Annotated in this window: 15 protein-coding genes; 7 read left to right on the top strand and 8 right to left on the bottom strand. The window is 67.9% G+C overall.

Annotated features, from left to right (window positions below):
• Positions 1–53: 53 nt before the first annotated feature.
• From ACSVDM_RS10705 to ACSVDM_RS10695, 3 genes are read left to right on the top strand one after another with little or no spacing between them, the layout of a single operon-like run.
• A complete protein-coding gene (locus tag ACSVDM_RS10705; RefSeq protein WP_439264334.1) occupies positions 54–812 on the top strand; it encodes an SDR family oxidoreductase in 759 nt (252 codons plus the stop codon).
• A gap of 50 nt (positions 813–862) precedes the next feature.
• Entirely contained in the window at positions 863–1072 is a 210-nt protein-coding gene (locus ACSVDM_RS10700; protein ID WP_439264332.1) for a tautomerase family protein, read from the top strand.
• A 38-nt stretch (positions 1073–1110) separates the two neighbouring features.
• Positions 1111–1305 carry a hypothetical protein gene (locus ACSVDM_RS10695; RefSeq protein ID WP_439264330.1) on the top strand — a complete coding sequence of 65 codons (195 nt, stop codon included), beginning with the start codon at positions 1111–1113 and terminating at the stop codon, positions 1303–1305.
• A gap of 105 nt (positions 1306–1410) precedes the next feature.
• Here the strand turns inward: ACSVDM_RS10695 and thiC are convergent, their stop codons facing one another.
• The 8 genes from thiC to ACSVDM_RS10655 all read right to left on the bottom strand — a co-directional run bounded on the left by thiC (position 1411) and on the right by ACSVDM_RS10655 (position 10819).
• On the bottom strand, positions 1411–3063 hold the full coding sequence (thiC, locus tag ACSVDM_RS10690) for a phosphomethylpyrimidine synthase ThiC (protein WP_439264328.1): 1653 nt from the start codon (positions 3061–3063) through the stop codon (positions 1411–1413).
• A gap of 177 nt (positions 3064–3240) precedes the next feature.
• Positions 3241–5496, bottom strand: a complete 2256-nt coding sequence (locus tag ACSVDM_RS10685) for an MMPL family transporter (protein ID WP_439264326.1) — start codon at positions 5494–5496, stop codon at positions 3241–3243.
• A gap of 124 nt (positions 5497–5620) precedes the next feature.
• Positions 5621–5809, bottom strand: coding sequence for a hypothetical protein (locus ACSVDM_RS10680; RefSeq protein WP_439264324.1), 189 nt, complete (start codon positions 5807–5809; stop codon positions 5621–5623).
• Between the two features lie 63 nt (positions 5810–5872).
• On the bottom strand, positions 5873–7048 hold the full coding sequence (gene fahA, locus ACSVDM_RS10675; protein WP_439264413.1) for a fumarylacetoacetase: 1176 nt from the start codon (positions 7046–7048) through the stop codon (positions 5873–5875).
• An 8-nt stretch (positions 7049–7056) separates the two neighbouring features.
• A complete protein-coding gene (locus tag ACSVDM_RS10670) occupies positions 7057–8250 on the bottom strand; it encodes a homogentisate 1,2-dioxygenase (protein WP_439264322.1) in 1194 nt (397 codons plus the stop codon).
• 57 nt (positions 8251–8307) lie between these two features.
• Positions 8308–9123, bottom strand: coding sequence for an exodeoxyribonuclease III (locus ACSVDM_RS10665; protein ID WP_439264320.1), 816 nt, complete (start codon positions 9121–9123; stop codon positions 8308–8310).
• Positions 9124–9166: 43 nt separating this feature from the next.
• Positions 9167–10120: an N-acetylglutamate synthase, CG3035 family gene (locus ACSVDM_RS10660; RefSeq protein ID WP_439264318.1), complete on the bottom strand. Its 954-nt coding sequence runs from the start codon at positions 10118–10120 to the stop codon at positions 9167–9169.
• A gap of 111 nt (positions 10121–10231) precedes the next feature.
• Positions 10232–10819, bottom strand: coding sequence for a peptide deformylase (locus ACSVDM_RS10655; protein WP_067485806.1), 588 nt, complete (start codon positions 10817–10819; stop codon positions 10232–10234).
• A 181-nt stretch (positions 10820–11000) separates the two neighbouring features.
• Between ACSVDM_RS10655 and ACSVDM_RS10650 the strand changes: the two genes are divergently transcribed.
• From ACSVDM_RS10650 to ACSVDM_RS10635, 4 genes are all read left to right on the top strand, one after another.
• Positions 11001–11303 (top strand): DUF3263 domain-containing protein, encoded by a 303-nt coding sequence (locus ACSVDM_RS10650; RefSeq protein ID WP_067484553.1) that lies wholly within the window; start codon positions 11001–11003, stop codon positions 11301–11303.
• 42 nt (positions 11304–11345) lie between these two features.
• Positions 11346–11912, top strand: coding sequence for a LytR C-terminal domain-containing protein (locus ACSVDM_RS10645; protein WP_439264316.1), 567 nt, complete (start codon positions 11346–11348; stop codon positions 11910–11912).
• Positions 11913–12000: 88 nt separating this feature from the next.
• Positions 12001–12699 carry a superoxide dismutase[Cu-Zn] gene (gene sodC / locus ACSVDM_RS10640; RefSeq protein ID WP_067642028.1) on the top strand — a complete coding sequence of 233 codons (699 nt, stop codon included), beginning with the start codon at positions 12001–12003 and terminating at the stop codon, positions 12697–12699.
• Positions 12700–12711: 12 nt separating this feature from the next.
• Positions 12712–13854, top strand: a complete 1143-nt coding sequence (locus ACSVDM_RS10635) for a glutamate--cysteine ligase (RefSeq protein ID WP_439264313.1) — start codon at positions 12712–12714, stop codon at positions 13852–13854.
• Positions 13855–13884: the final 30 nt, after the last annotated feature.

Raw genomic sequence — 13884 nt, 5'->3', positions numbered from 1 at the left:
CAGGGGATGACGTCCCCTCGTACCCGCCGCCCGAGCCGCCGATAGTTGAGAACATGACATCCACCGACACCGCATCGGGAAAGGCCGCACAAGTTGCTGTCGTCACCGGAGGTTCCCGCGGCATCGGGCTGGCGATCTCGCTCGAGCTCGCGGCCCGTGGCAGCACCGTCGTCGTCAACTACACGGACAACGCCGCCGCGGCCGAGGACGCCGTGGCGACCATCTCCGCGACGGGTGGCACCGCCATCGCGGTCCGGGCCGACGTCGCCGACGAAGACGCCGTCTCGGCACTGTTCGACCGCGCCGAGGCCGAATTCGGCGGCGTCGACGTCGTCGTCAACTCCGCGGGCCGCCTCGCCCTGTCCACCATCGCCGACCTCGATCTGAAAGTTCTCGACGCGATCCACCGCGTCAACATCCGCGGCACCTTCGTCGTTGCCCAGCAAGCCGCGCGGCGGCTGCGCGGCGGCGGCTCGTTCGTGAGCTTGTCGACCTCCGTGGTCGGTGCCCAGTTCCCCACCTACGGTGCCTATGCCGCCAGCAAAGGCGCCGTAGAAGCGGTCACGCTGATCCTGGCCAGGGAACTGCGTGGCCGCGACATCACCGTCAACACCGTGGCTCCCGGCCCGACCGCCACCGCGATGTTCCTGGACGGGAAGACCGAGGAACAGATCACAGCGCTGGCCGAGAATCCGCCGCTCGAACGCCTGGGCACACCGGAGGACATCGCCCGCGTGGTCGCCTTCCTCACCAGTCCCGAGGGGCACTGGATCAACGGCCAGATCGTGCGCGCCAACGGCGGCATGATCTGACGCCGAGACCGCCGCCATCGCCGAATATCACACCACCTGAGGAGATCGTTATGCCGTTCGCCAACTTCAAGGTCCCCGCTGGAACCATCGACAACGATGACAAGCGGAAGATCGTGGAACGCACCACCGAGCTGTATGTCGAGATCTACGGTGAACGCGCTCGCGCGACCACCGTCGTCCTCGTCGACGAGGTCGTCGACGGCGGCTGGGGAGTCGGCGGCAACGTGCTGACCGCCGAAATGCTCAACGGCAACACCTGATTCATTCGTACGGAAGCGCTGTCGACGCGGATCTGCCGGTGCGCACCTCCGGTCCGGAACGGACAGTGCGCAGCAGCGGCCGCACCGAGCCCGAACTGCGTGCCGCCGCTGCCGCCCCGCCACCCGTCCGCCGCCCCACCAAGCCGTCGCGCGGCGCGAGAGAACGTCGCATCGCCGCGAAGAAGCGGCGCGGCATCACCAAGCGAAACCGCCGCGCGTTTCCCGACGACTAGGCCGTGTGTCGAAGTGGTGAGCAGCGACGCTGGGTTCGACCAGCTCTGATCGGAGATCGTCCGACGACAACGCCCGCCCCGATTGTGGGGCGGGCGTTGACGGGGTCAGGAGACGACCGGGAGGTACACCTGGTTTCCGTGGTCGGCGAACTCGGCGGACTTCTCGGCCATGCCCGCTTCGATGGCGGCGACGTCGGTGAGGCCTTGTTTTTCGGCGTATTCGCGGACGTCGGCGGAGATGCGCATGGAGCAGAATTTCGGGCCGCACATGGAGCAGAAGTGGGCGGTCTTGGCGGGTTCGGCGGGCAGGGTTTCGTCGTGGTATTCGCGGGCGGTGTCCGGGTCGAGCGAGAGCGCGAACTGGTCGTGCCAGCGGAATTCGAAACGGGCCTTGGACAATTCGTTGTCGCGGTCCTGGGCGTGGGGGTGGCCCTTGGCGAGGTCGGCGGCGTGGGCGGCGATCTTGTAGGTGATCACGCCGACCTTCACGTCGTCGCGGTTGGGCAGGCCCAGGTGCTCCTTGGGGGTCACGTAGCAGAGCATGGCGGTGCCCGCCTGGGCGATGATCGCGGCGCCGATGGCCGAGGTGATGTGGTCGTAGGCGGGCGCGATATCGGTGGCCAGCGGGCCGAGGGTGTAGAACGGAGCCTCTTCGCAGAGTTCTTCTTCGAGGCGGACGTTCTCCACGATCTTGTGCATCGGCACGTGGCCGGGGCCCTCGATCATCACTTGCACGCCATAGGATTTCGCGATCTTGGTGAGTTCGCCGAGGGTGCGCAGTTCGGCGAACTGGGCCTCGTCGTTGGCGTCGGCGATGGAGCCGGGGCGCAGGCCGTCACCGAGGGAGAAGGTGACGTCGTACTTCGCGAGGATCTCGCACAGTTCCCGGAAGTGCGTGTACAGGAACGATTCCTGGTGATGGGCCAGACACCACGCGGCCATGATGGATCCGCCGCGCGAGACGATGCCGGTGACGCGCTTGGCCGTGAGCGGGATGTAGCGCAGCAGCACGCCCGCGTGCACGGTCATGTAGTCGACACCCTGCTCGCACTGCTCGATCACGGTGTCGCGGTACAGCTCCCAGGTGAGCTTGGTCGGGTCGCCGTTCACCTTCTCCAGCGCCTGGTAGATCGGCACCGTGCCGATCGGGACCGGCGAATTGCGCAGGATCCACTCGCGGGTCTCGTGGATGTTCTTGCCGGTGGACAGGTCCATGATGGTGTCGGCGCCCCACCGCGAGGCCCACACCATCTTCTCCACCTCTTCGGCGATCGACGACGACACCGCCGAGTTGCCGATATTGGCGTTGATCTTCACCAGGAACTTCTTGCCGATGATGGTCGGCTCGAGTTCGGGGTGGTTGTGGTTGGCCGGGATCACCGCGCGCCCGGCGGCGACCTCCTCGCGCACGAGTTCGGCCGAGACACCCTCGCGGGCGGCGATGAAGCGCATCTCGTCGGTGATGACGCCCTGGCGAGCCCAGTGCAGCTGGGTGGGCGGGCCGTCGATCTGCGGCTTGGTCCATTCGTCGCGCAGCTTCGGCAGACCGGCCTCGAGGTCGATCACCGCGTTGTCGTCGGTGTAGGGCCCCGAGGTGTCGTAGACGTCGAAGTGGTCTCCGTTGGTGAGGTTGATCCGGCGCACGGGAATGCGCAGGCCGTCGACCTCTTTGTAGTGTTTGACGCTGCCCTGGATGGGTCCGGTGGTGACGGTGTCGACTCCGGCGGTGTTGCCGTTCGACGACGTGGCTGTGCCCATGAACAGTCCTCCCTACGCCGGCATTACCCGGTCAGGTTCATACGGTCGACGGCCCTGATCGCCCGGAAAAAGGGCTAGCCGTCCTCTCAGCCCGCTGGTGCGAGCCCCCGTGTTGATGTGGAATTCTCCGCCGCCGACGATACCCGCCGGGCGGGGCGACCCGCCCGGCGATCGGGGTTATGCGGAGGTCTTCTCGAGTGTCGGATGTGCGGCCGGGAGGTCGTCGTCGGCCTCGTGCAAACCGAACCTGTTGTGCAGCTTCGCGAGTGGCTTGGGTGCCCACCAGTTCCAGGTGCCCATCATCCGCATGAGGGCGGGGGCGAGCAGGCCGCGGATGACCGTCGCGTCGCTGATGACGGCGAGCGCGCAGCCGAGCCCGAACAGCTTCATCATCGACACACCGGAGGTGGCGACGCCGAGGAACACGATGCTCATCAGCAGCGCGGCGGCGGTGAAGATGCGTCCGGTGCGGGCCACACCCATCGCGACCGCCTCGGTATTGCCCTCGGTGGTCTTGGGCCCGGCCAGCCATTCCTCGCGGATGCGGGAGAGCAGGAACACCTCGTAGTCCATGGACGCGCCGAAAGCCAGGCTGAACATGAGGATGGGCATGGCCAGGTTCAGGGTGCCGGTGGCCTGGAAACCGAGCAGCCCGGACAGGTGCCCGTCCTGGAAGATCCACACCATCGCGCCGAAGGTGGCCGCCAGCGACAGGATATTGAGCACGAGCGCCTTCACCGGGAGCACGACGCTGCCGGTGAACAGGAACAACAGCACCAGCGTGGTGATCGCGATCAGGGCACCGGCCAGCGGCAGTTTGCCGGTGATGGCCTCGACGGAATCCTGGTTCAGCGCGGCGGGACCGGTGACGAGCGCGTCGGTGGGCGCGGGCACGGCGCGGATCGTGTCGAGCTGGTCGCGGCCCGCGTCGGAGTAGGGGTCGAGCCGGGTGGCGACCGACAGGTACGCACCCGCCGACGGGTCGGACATCTCCGGCACACCCGCCGCCACCCGCAGGCCGTTGCGGTACACGGCCGCGCTGCTCAGCACCGCCGGTACGTCGGGCACCTTGGACAGCTCGCGTGCGTACGCGTCGAGCTCGGCCGGACCGCCCCGGAATTCGCGCAGCACGATGGTCGCGCTCGACGCCATGTCGGCATCGAATTCGGTGCGCAGTACGTCGCCGACTTCACGGCTGGCGACTTCGGTGGGCAGCGAGCGGTCGTCGGGGTAGCCGAACTGCACGCTCAGGAACGGTGATCCGAGCAGCAGCAGGAACGCGGTGGTGGCCAGCGCGATCGGCAGCGGCCGCTTCATCACGGCGGTGACCAGGCGGTACCAGAAGGTCTGGCGCGGCTGCTTCTCCTCGCGCGGCGCCAGCCGGAACAGTTTGCGCAGTGGTGTGCGCAGGTCGCCGGCGTCGATGCGGTGCCCTACCAGCATGAGCAGCGCGGGCAGCACGATGACGGCGGCGGCCGTGGCCGCGGCGACCACCGCGATACCGGCGTAGGCGAAGGATTTGAAGAAGTACTGCGGGAACACCAGCAGCGCCGACAGCGACAGCGCGACAACCAGTGCCGAGTACACCACGGTCCGCCCGGCTGTCCGGATCGACCGGATCACCGCCTCGGTGGGTGTGGATCCGCCGGTGAGTTCCTCGCGGTAGCGGCTCACGATGAACAGGCTGTAGTCGATGGCCAGCGCCAGGCCGAGGGCGGTGGTCATGTTCAGCGCGAAGATCGACACATCGGTGACGGCGGTGAGCACCCGCAGGATCCCGAGCGCGGCTGCGATCGCGAACAGGCCGATGACCACCGGCAACGCGGCCGCGACGAGACTGCCGAACACCAGCGCAAGTAACAGGCCGGTGATGGGGATGGCGATGGCCTCGGCCAGGATCAGGTCCTTGCTGATCTGGGTGTTGATGTCGGAGAACGTGGCGGCCAGACCGCCCGCCTCGATGGTCACCGGCCCCTCGTTGTCCGCCAGTGTCTCGGTGATCTTGCCCGCCCGGTCCGGCAGTTCGGCGTCGTCGCCTTCGATACTGGCGAGGATGAGCGCGCGGTTGCCGTCCTTGCTGCGCAGCGCCTGCTTCAGGTCGGGCCGCGAGGTCCAGTACGACTGCACCCCGCTCACCTCGGGATAGGTGCGCAGCGCGGCCACGGCGGCATCGGCGGCGGCGCGGGCGTCGGGGGAGTCGACCGACACCGGGTCGGTGACCAGCAGGACATAATTCGGTTCGCTACCGGGGAAGTGCTCGCTCAGATACTGACTGGCCCGCACCGAATCGAGATCCTCGGTGACGAATCCGCCCGATTTCATGTTCGAGTGCACGGTGGCGCCGATCGCGCCGCACAGGATCATCAGCAGCAGCGCGACCGCGACAATCAGTCGCGGTCTGCCGACAGCGATACGGGCGATTCTCGTCAACATCCTCGGCACCCTCTGTTAGAAGTATCGAGGTGTCACCGTATCCCGGCAACATTTCCACCCGATACCGCCTCAGGGCGGACGCCGACGGAGTACCATCTCCGCCCCTGGGTGGATGCCTCGGCCGCTACGGCGCTGCCGACGACCCGCTGAGCAAGGTCTGGGCCAGCCGCGACAAGAAGTCGCCGACCTGCTGGCCCGAGCTCGGCTCGCAGGGCACCGGGTAGGGCCCGCATGCGGAGGCGGGTGCCGCCAGGTGTAGCTGAGCCAGGGTGATCAGGGCGAATCCGGTTACTGCGGCGATCGTCGATTTCATCGGGTCACCGTATCGATGCGCAAGGGGCGGCGAAAGACCCGAGTTCTCAGGTCCTGCCGCGCCTCATGGCTGACGCGCGGGCAGGATCCGTCCGCTGACCTCGCCCAATCCGATGGGGCGCCCGGCGGCTCCGGGGGCGGTGGCGGTGATGGTGACCTCGTCGCCGTCGGCGAGGAACGTTCGGGTTTCCTCGCCCACGGCGATGGGCTCTCGCCCACCCCAGGACAATTCGATGAACGAGCCGCGCTGGGTCGGTTCCGGACCGGAGATGGTGCCGGAGGCGTAGAGATCGCCGGGACGGATCGAAGCGCCGTTGGCGGTGAGGTGGGCCAGCATCTGCGCCGGTGACCAGTACATCCGCGCGTACGGCGGTCGGCTGACGACCTGCCCGTTCCACGACACCGCCAGGTCGATATCGAGGCCGTGGTCAGCGGTCCCACGCAGGTACGGCAACGGTTCCGGTTCCTGCGTCGGCAGCGGCACCCGCGCCTGTTCCAACGCGGCCAACGGGGTGACCCATGCCGACAACGAGGTGGCGAAGGACTTGCCGAGAAACGGTCCGAGCGGCTGGTACTCCCAGGCCTGGATATCGCGCGCGGACCAGTCGTTCACCAGGGCGACCCCGAAGACGTGCTCGGCGAAGTCGTCGACACCCACGGGAACGCCGAGCGTCGACCCCGTGCCCACCACGAACCCCAATTCCGCTTCGATATCGAGCCGCTGTGACGGGCCGAATTCCGGTGCACCCGTATCGGTCCGGCGCTGTCCTTGTGGTCGGATGACCGGCGTTCCGGAAACCACGACGGTGCCCGCCCGCCCGTGATATCCCACCGGCAGATGACGCCAATTCGGCAGCAACGGTTCACTGTCGGGCCGGAACAGCCTGCCCAGATTCGTCGCGTGGTCGATGCTCGCGTAGAAGTCGACGTAATCGCCGATCGTCACCGGCAATGCCATCCGCACCGAACGCACAGGATGCACGACCTCGACCGGCAAAGCGGTATCGGCCAATTCGCGCAACCGCGCACGAACAGCACCCCACCGAGCGGGCCCGGCGGCGAGAAAGGCATTGAGATCGGGGCGGGCGAAGACCGGATCACCGAGCAGTGCGGCGAGATCCAGGACCATATCGCCGAGACGCACACCGACCCGGAAGGATTCACCCGGCGGGGCGAACACCCCGTAGGGCATGTTCTCCGGCCCGAATAGCGAGTCCGGCGCCACCTCGACGCGAAGCAACCGCCCGCTCACCGCGGCCCACGCCCCGACCAGGTCCACGCGTATCCGGGATCCTCGCAGGCCAGCGCGCCTTCACCGAGCTGCAACGGCCGGAAGGTATCCACCATCACCGCCAGCTCGTCGAAGAATTCCGCACCGATACTGCGCTCGTAGGCGCCGGGTTGCGGCCCGTGCGCGTAACCGCCGGGATGCACCGACACCGAACCCTGCGCGATCCCGGAACCCTTGCGCGCCTCGTAGTTTCCGCCGCAATAGAACATGATCTCGTCGGAGTCCACATTCGAGTGGTAATAGGGCACCGGAATCGAGAGCGGGTGGTAATCCACCTTGCGCGGCACGAAATTGCAGATCACGAAATTGGCACCCTCGAAGGCCTGATGCACCGGCGGTGGCTGATGCACCCGCCCGGTGATCGGCTCGAAATCGGCGATGTCGAAAGTGAACGGATACAGGCACCCGTCCCAGCCGACCACATCGAAAGGATGAGTGGCATAGGTCAACCTGGTACCGATCACCTCCGCTCCGGCGCGATGCTTGACCAGCACCTCCACATCGGTGCCCTCGGCGAGCAACGGTGTCGTCGGCCCGTGCAGATCCCGCTCGCAATAGGGCGAATTCTCCAGCAGCTGACCGAATTTCGACAGGTACCGCTTGGGCGGGGTGATGTGGCTCGACGCCTCGATCACATAAGCGCGCAAGGGGGCTCCACCCGTCGGCAGCCAGCGGTGCGTCGTCGCTCGCGGCATGAGCAGCTGGTCGCCCTGGTGCACCGGCACCGTGCCGAACACGCTCTCCACCACCGCCGCACCGGATTCCACGTACACCAGTTCGTCGCCGATGGCATTGCGGTACAGCGGCGACGCCGCCTCGGCGACCACATACGAGATCCGCACATCGGCATTCGCCAGCAGCTGCCGCCGGCCCGTCACCGGATCGGTCGCGGCGGGTGTGTCGCCGGGGAACAGGTCGGGCAACCGCAGATGACGATGGCGCAGTGGATGATTCGGTGTGAGCGACTGATCGCCCAGCTCCCACACCGTCGAGTCGACGATGGCGGGTGGCAGGCCCCGGTGATAGAGCAGCGAGGAGTCGCCGGAGAACCCCTCCTCGCCCATGAGCTCCTCGTAGTAGAGGTTGCCCCGCTCATCGCGATGCTGCGTGTGCCGCTTGGGCGGCACCGCCCCAACACACCGGTAGAACATGCACAACCTCCCGCGGGTCGGATATTCCTGACCCCACGGTACCGCTGTGGACAAGTCTCAGTCGGTGAACTCAGCGATCACTGGAGCATGGTCGCTGGCGCCCTTGCCCTTGCGTTCCTCGCGGTCGACGAAGGCGTCCTTGGTGCGGTCCGCCAGCGCGGGCGAGGCGAGGGCGAAGTCGATGCGCATGCCCTCCTTGCGGGGAAAACGCAGCTGGGTGTAGTCCCAATAGGTGTAGACGCCGGGGCCGGGCGCGAACGGGCGCATCACGTCACGGAAGCCGGTGTCGAGCATCGCCTGGAAGGCGGCGCGCTCGGGTGCGGAGGTGTGGGTCTTGCCCTCGAAGAGCTTCGGATTCCACACGTCGTCGTCGGTGGGCGCGATATTCCAGTCGCCGACCAGGGCGATCTGGGCCGAGGGGTCTTCGGTGAGCCAGCGGGCGGCATCGGCGCGCAGCGTCGAGAGCCATTCGAGTTTGTAGGCGTAGTGCGGGTCGCTGAGCGAGCGGCCGTTGGGGACGTAGAGGCTCCACACCCGCACCCCGCCGCAGGTCGCGCCGATCGCCCGCGACTCGACCACCGGCGAGTCGAGCAGCGAGTCGCCCGCGTTCTTGTCGAAACCGGGCTGATCGGGGAACGCCACCTCCACGTCGTCGAGCCCGACCCGCGACACGATGGCCACACCGTTCCACTGATTGAGCCCGATATGGGCCACCTCGTACCCGGCCGCCTCGAACTGCTCGAACGGGAACTGATCGTCGCGGCACTTGGTTTCCTGCAGCGCGAGCACGTCGATGTCGTGGCGGTCGAGCAACGCCGTCGCCCGGTCGACGCGGGAGCGGATCGAGTTCACATTCCAGGTGGCCAGACGCACGTGCGAGGTCCTTTCCAGGGGTATCTACCGAGGTTACCGGGGGTTATCCCTGCGGCGCGGCGTAGCGATACGAGTGGTGTTCGATGAAGCCGAGTTCGCGGTAGAGGGCCAGGGCGGTGGCGTTGCCGACTTCGACTTGGACGTAAGCGTGGGTGGCGCCCTGGTCGGCCCCCCAGCGGATCAGCTCGGCGCAGACCAGGGTGGCCAGGCCGTTGCGGCGGTGCGCGGCGGCCACGGCGACGCAGGTGAGGCCGACCCAGCGTCGGCCGTCCGGCGCCGTGGTCACCGCGCCGCGCCCGATGGCGAGGGCTTCGGGCACACCGAGGGTGGCGAAGCCGACGGTGCCGTCCAAAACGGAGGTGAGTACGTCACGGTCGGGTTCGCGAACGGCCGGGTCGAGCGGGATCTCGCCACGGTAGCGGTGGGTGCGCAACCAGCCCTCGTCCGGTTGCGCGGCGACGCGAACCATCGAAGGGCCCTGGGGCAGCACGAAGTTCGAGATGTCCAGGCCGAGCACCACGGTCTCGCTCCAGCTGTTCCAGCCGGGCGGAACCGGGGCCAGCCGGTCGGGTAGTTGCAGCAGCAGCGGCAGACCGCGCGCGGTGTACCAGTCGGCGATCCGGTGCATCGTCTCGATCGACAAGGTGGCGGGCACGCCCGACTCGCCGAGCGGCACAGCCGAATTCGCCCGGCCGGTGTATCCGTTGCCCGCGCGGACCAGCCAGCCGTCGATCCACGTGTGCTCGACACCGGGCCAGCCGCCCGCCGCCGCCGTCTCCAGCGAGCGGATCTCCTTGGTCCGAATCGGCCTCGGCCCCAACGCCTTCAGCGCGACGACCCGATCCGGCGCGACCGAAACCACCTCGCCCTCGGCGGTGCGCACCGACGGCGGCGTCATCGACACCAGCTCGCCGATCACATCGGTGAGCGGCTGTGGATAACCCGCCGGCAGCTGATACCGCATCACCACCCGCTTGCCTATGGGGATGTCCGTCATGGTTGTCGGCCGCCTCGATCTGGACTGACCGGAGGGTGCGACGAAGGAGTGCCCGGAGGGAGGGAAGATCGAGGGAACAGGCCGACAACCCGCGGCGCCGGCCGCCATGTATCAGTCATTGCCGAAGGGGTCGGGCACAGTGCCCGGCACCCAGCTCAAACCCGGCTTGCCCCAACCGTTTCGCTTGATCGCCTTCTTGGCGGCGCGGGCGTTGCGACCGATCAGCACGTCGACGTAGAGGAAACCGTCGAGGTGGCCCACCTCGTGCTGCAGCATGCGCGCGAAGAATCCGGTGCCCTCGATGTCGACCGGTTCACCGTGCTCGTCGGTGCCCGTGACGCGCGCCCAGTCGGCGCGGCCGGTGGGGAACTGCTCACCGGGCACCGACAGGCAGCCCTCTTCGTCGTCGTCGGGATCGGGCATGGTCTCCGGGATCTCGGAGGTCTCGAGCACCGGGTTGACGACGGCGCCCTTGCGGCGGATCTGGTTGCCCTCGGCGTCGAAATCGGGGCAGTCGTAGACGAACAGCCGCTTGCCGACCCCGACCTGGTTGGCCGCGAGGCCGACACCCTTGGAGGCCTCGAGCGTTTCGTACATGTCCGCGATCAGCCCGGCCAGCTCCGCCGGGGTCTCCGTCACCGGGGCGGTAGCGGTGTGGAGAACGGGGTCACCGACGATCACGATCGGGAGAATTGCCATGGTGGCCATTATCGCCGCAGGATCGCCCGCGCGAGCGGCGGCCCCTGTGCGCCGCGACACTCCTACTGGCCCGCAGTCAACACGCCGGGGCAGCGGTCGAAGGATCGGGCGGGCTCATGGTTGAATGATCCGCGACGTGCAAGCGTCATTTTCATCTCGTGATACTCGGCGAGGGAGCAAGATGGACGGCGCAGCGGCTCGGCACATCCCCCAGGATTCGGCCGACGATGGCTCCGGTCTCAGTCGGCGTGAACTCGACATCCTCGACTTCGAACGCAAATGGTGGAAGTACGCGGGCGCCAAGGAAGACGCGATCCGCGAACTGTTCTCGATGTCGGCCACCAGGTACTACCAGGTGCTCAATGCCGTCGTCGACAAGGAAGAAGCACTCGCGGCCGACCCGATGCTGGTCAAGCGACTGCGCCGGTTGCGCGCGAGCAGGCAGAAGGCCCGCGCCGCCCGCAAACTCGGGTTCCAGGTCTGAGATGCGAGCGACATCGCGGCCGATGCGACTAGGGTTGCGCGGGTGAGCAACCCGAATCCCACCCCCGGCGGCCCACCGCTGCGCGCGCTGGCGATGGTGTTGATCGCGCTGGCCATCGTCTTCGCCGGCCTGGGTGCGATGTCGTTGTCGAATTCCGGTGCCGAGGCGGCCGATCCGGTCGAGCAGACCGAGACCACCACCTCGAGCGCGGTGGCGCAGGCCCCGGCGACCACGGCCGCCCCGAGCACCACCAGCGCGGCCGCCGCCCCGACGATCTCGACAACCACCGTCGCGCCGACGACCACGACCACGACCACCACGCAGGCCGCGGCGACGAGCGACAAGGACATTCCCGTCCGCGTCCTGAACAACAGCCTCGTCGCGGGCCTGGCCGCGCGCACCGCGAGCGAACTCGGCGCGGCGGGCTGGACCAATGTGAGCACCGGCAACTACAGCGGTTCGAACCTCACGACGACCACGGTGTACTACGGCACCGCACCGGGCGAAGAGGCCGCGGCCGCCGAGATCGCCGCGCAGGTCGGCGGAACGGTTGCCCCGAAGACCGCCGACGCCACGCCCGGTGTCGTCGTCGTCCTGACAGGACGCTGAGCCGGCACGGCACGCGGTGCCGCAGGGCGTGTTCGCGCTGTGGCATCATCTTCAGCGGTACTGCCCCAGTCCGATAAGGAGTCCCCTGATGGCCACGTCGTCCACTCGTCGCCCGTCCTGGCGCATTGTGACCCCGGTTGTCGCGGTCGCCGCGTTCGGGCTCGCCGCCTGCACCAACAGCCAGGAGTCGAGTGACGTCAAGGGCACCACGCCGCCGGTGTGGACCGGCTCGTCCGCCCCCGCGGGCGGTGGCGAGGACCACGGCACCGGCCATCCGGCTCCCTCCGCCTCCGGTGAACCCGGCGCGCACGGCGACGACCACGGCGCCTCGACCGGCGGTCTGAAGGCCGAGCTGAAGAACAGCGCGGGCGCCGGTGTCGGCACCGCGACCATCGTCGCCGAGGGCAACCACCTGGTCGTCACCGTCGAGGCGCACGGCCTGACCCCCGGCTTCCACGGCCTGCACTTCCACCAGAACGGCACCTGCGAGGGCGACTTCACCTCGGCCGGTGGGCATCTGCAGGTCGGCGGGGCCACCGCGCACCCGGCCAGCGGCGACCTCACCTCGCTGCAGGTCGGCGCCGACGGCTCGGCCAAGCTGGTCACCCGCACCGACAGCGTCACCCTGGACAACATCAAGGGCAAGGCCCTGATCGTGCACGCGGGCGCCGACAACTTCGGCAACATCCCGCCGCGCTACACCCGGGAAGGCGGCACCGGCCCGGACGAGACCACCCTGTCCACCGGTGACGCGGGTGCCCGAGTGGCCTGCGGCGTCGTCGGTTAGCGAGACCCGCTGATGGCCGGGGCAATTCAGCCGGTGCCGTTTCGCGGTTCGCCCCGGCCGACAATCGGCATCGAATGGGAGATCGCGCTCGTCGACAAGGTCACGCGCGATCTGTCCAATACCGCCTCGGCGGTGTTCGACGCCGTCGGTGACCTGCGCGCCCACGACGGGACGCAGCAGGTCACCAAGGAATTGCTGCGCAACACGGTGGAATTGGTCACCGGTGTGCACGAGACCGTCGGCGGCGCGGTCGAGGACCTGCGCACCACGATGGACGCGGTGCGGCGCGCGGCCGACCCGCTCGGAGTCGACCTGTTCTGCGCGGGCACGCATCCGTTCGCCCAGTGGTCGGCCCAACAGCTCACGCGCTCACCGCATTACGACGAGCTGATCGAGCGCACCCAGTGGTGGGGCCGTCAGATGCTCATCTGGGGTGTGCACGTGCACGTGGGAGTTTCCCACCGCGACAAGGTCTTTCCCATCCTGAACTCGCTGCTGCTGTCGTACCCGCATCTGCTCGCGCTCTCGGCGTCCTCGCCGATGTGGTCCGGCGACGACACCGGCTACGCCAGCAACCGCGCGCTGATGTTCCAGCAGTTGCCCACCGCCGGACTGCCGTTCCAGTTCGAGAACTGGCGCCAGTTCGAGGGTTTCGTGCACGACCAGATGAAAACCGGTGTGTTCGAACAACTCGGCGGCATGCACTGGGACATCCGGCCCGCGCCCAAGTGGGGCACCATCGAGATCCGGGTGTGCGACGGGCTGTCCAGCCGCGCCGAACTCGCCTCGGTGGCCGCGCTGATCCACTGCCTGGTCGTCGATCTGGAACGCAGGCTCGACGACGGCGAAGACCTGCCGACCCTGCCGCCCTGGCATGTGCAGGAGAACAAATGGCGGGCCGCGCGCTACGGACTCGACGCCATCGTGATCGTCGACGACGCGAGTAATGAGCGTTTGGTCACAGACGACCTGACGGACCTGCTCACCCGGTTGGAGCCGACCGCGCGCCGTCTCGGCTGCGCCGACGAGCTCGCCGCCGTGGCCGAGATTCCCCGCCACGGTGCCTCCTACCAGCGTCAACGCCGGGTTGCCGCGCAGTCCCAGGGTGATCTTGTCGCGGTGGTCGACTCGCTGGTGCGCGAGCTCGATCAGTAGCGTTCAACTACCCAGCCCGGTGGCGTTAAC

This window comes from Nocardia sp. JW2, assembly GCF_051843015.1.
Classification (GTDB): domain Bacteria; phylum Actinomycetota; class Actinomycetes; order Mycobacteriales; family Mycobacteriaceae; genus Nocardia; species Nocardia coubleae.
Note: the sequence above shows the minus strand (reverse complement) of the source record. Positions and strands in the feature narration are given on the sequence as shown.

What these genes read in the sequence shown, in the direction of transcription:
- ACSVDM_RS10705 (WP_439264334.1), top strand. Translation starts at nt 54, where the DNA reads ATGACATCCACCGACACCGCATCGGGAAAGGCCGCACAAGTTGCTGTC.
- ACSVDM_RS10700 (WP_439264332.1), top strand. Translation starts at nt 863, where the DNA reads ATGCCGTTCGCCAACTTCAAGGTCCCCGCTGGAACCATCGACAACGAT.
- thiC (WP_439264328.1), bottom strand. Translation starts at nt 3,063, where the DNA reads ATGGGCACAGCCACGTCGTCGAACGGCAACACCGCCGGAGTCGACACC.
- ACSVDM_RS10685 (WP_439264326.1), bottom strand. Translation starts at nt 5,496, where the DNA reads ATGTTGACGAGAATCGCCCGTATCGCTGTCGGCAGACCGCGACTGATT.
- ACSVDM_RS10680 (WP_439264324.1), bottom strand. Translation starts at nt 5,809, where the DNA reads ATGAAATCGACGATCGCCGCAGTAACCGGATTCGCCCTGATCACCCTG.
- ACSVDM_RS10670 (WP_439264322.1), bottom strand. Translation starts at nt 8,250, where the DNA reads ATGTTCTACCGGTGTGTTGGGGCGGTGCCGCCCAAGCGGCACACGCAG.
- ACSVDM_RS10660 (WP_439264318.1), bottom strand. Translation starts at nt 10,120, where the DNA reads ATGACGGACATCCCCATAGGCAAGCGGGTGGTGATGCGGTATCAGCTG.
- ACSVDM_RS10655 (WP_067485806.1), bottom strand. Translation starts at nt 10,819, where the DNA reads ATGGCAATTCTCCCGATCGTGATCGTCGGTGACCCCGTTCTCCACACC.
- ACSVDM_RS10650 (WP_067484553.1), top strand. Translation starts at nt 11,001, where the DNA reads ATGGACGGCGCAGCGGCTCGGCACATCCCCCAGGATTCGGCCGACGAT.
- sodC (WP_067642028.1), top strand. Translation starts at nt 12,001, where the DNA reads ATGGCCACGTCGTCCACTCGTCGCCCGTCCTGGCGCATTGTGACCCCG.
- ACSVDM_RS10635 (WP_439264313.1), top strand. Translation starts at nt 12,712, where the DNA reads ATGGCCGGGGCAATTCAGCCGGTGCCGTTTCGCGGTTCGCCCCGGCCG.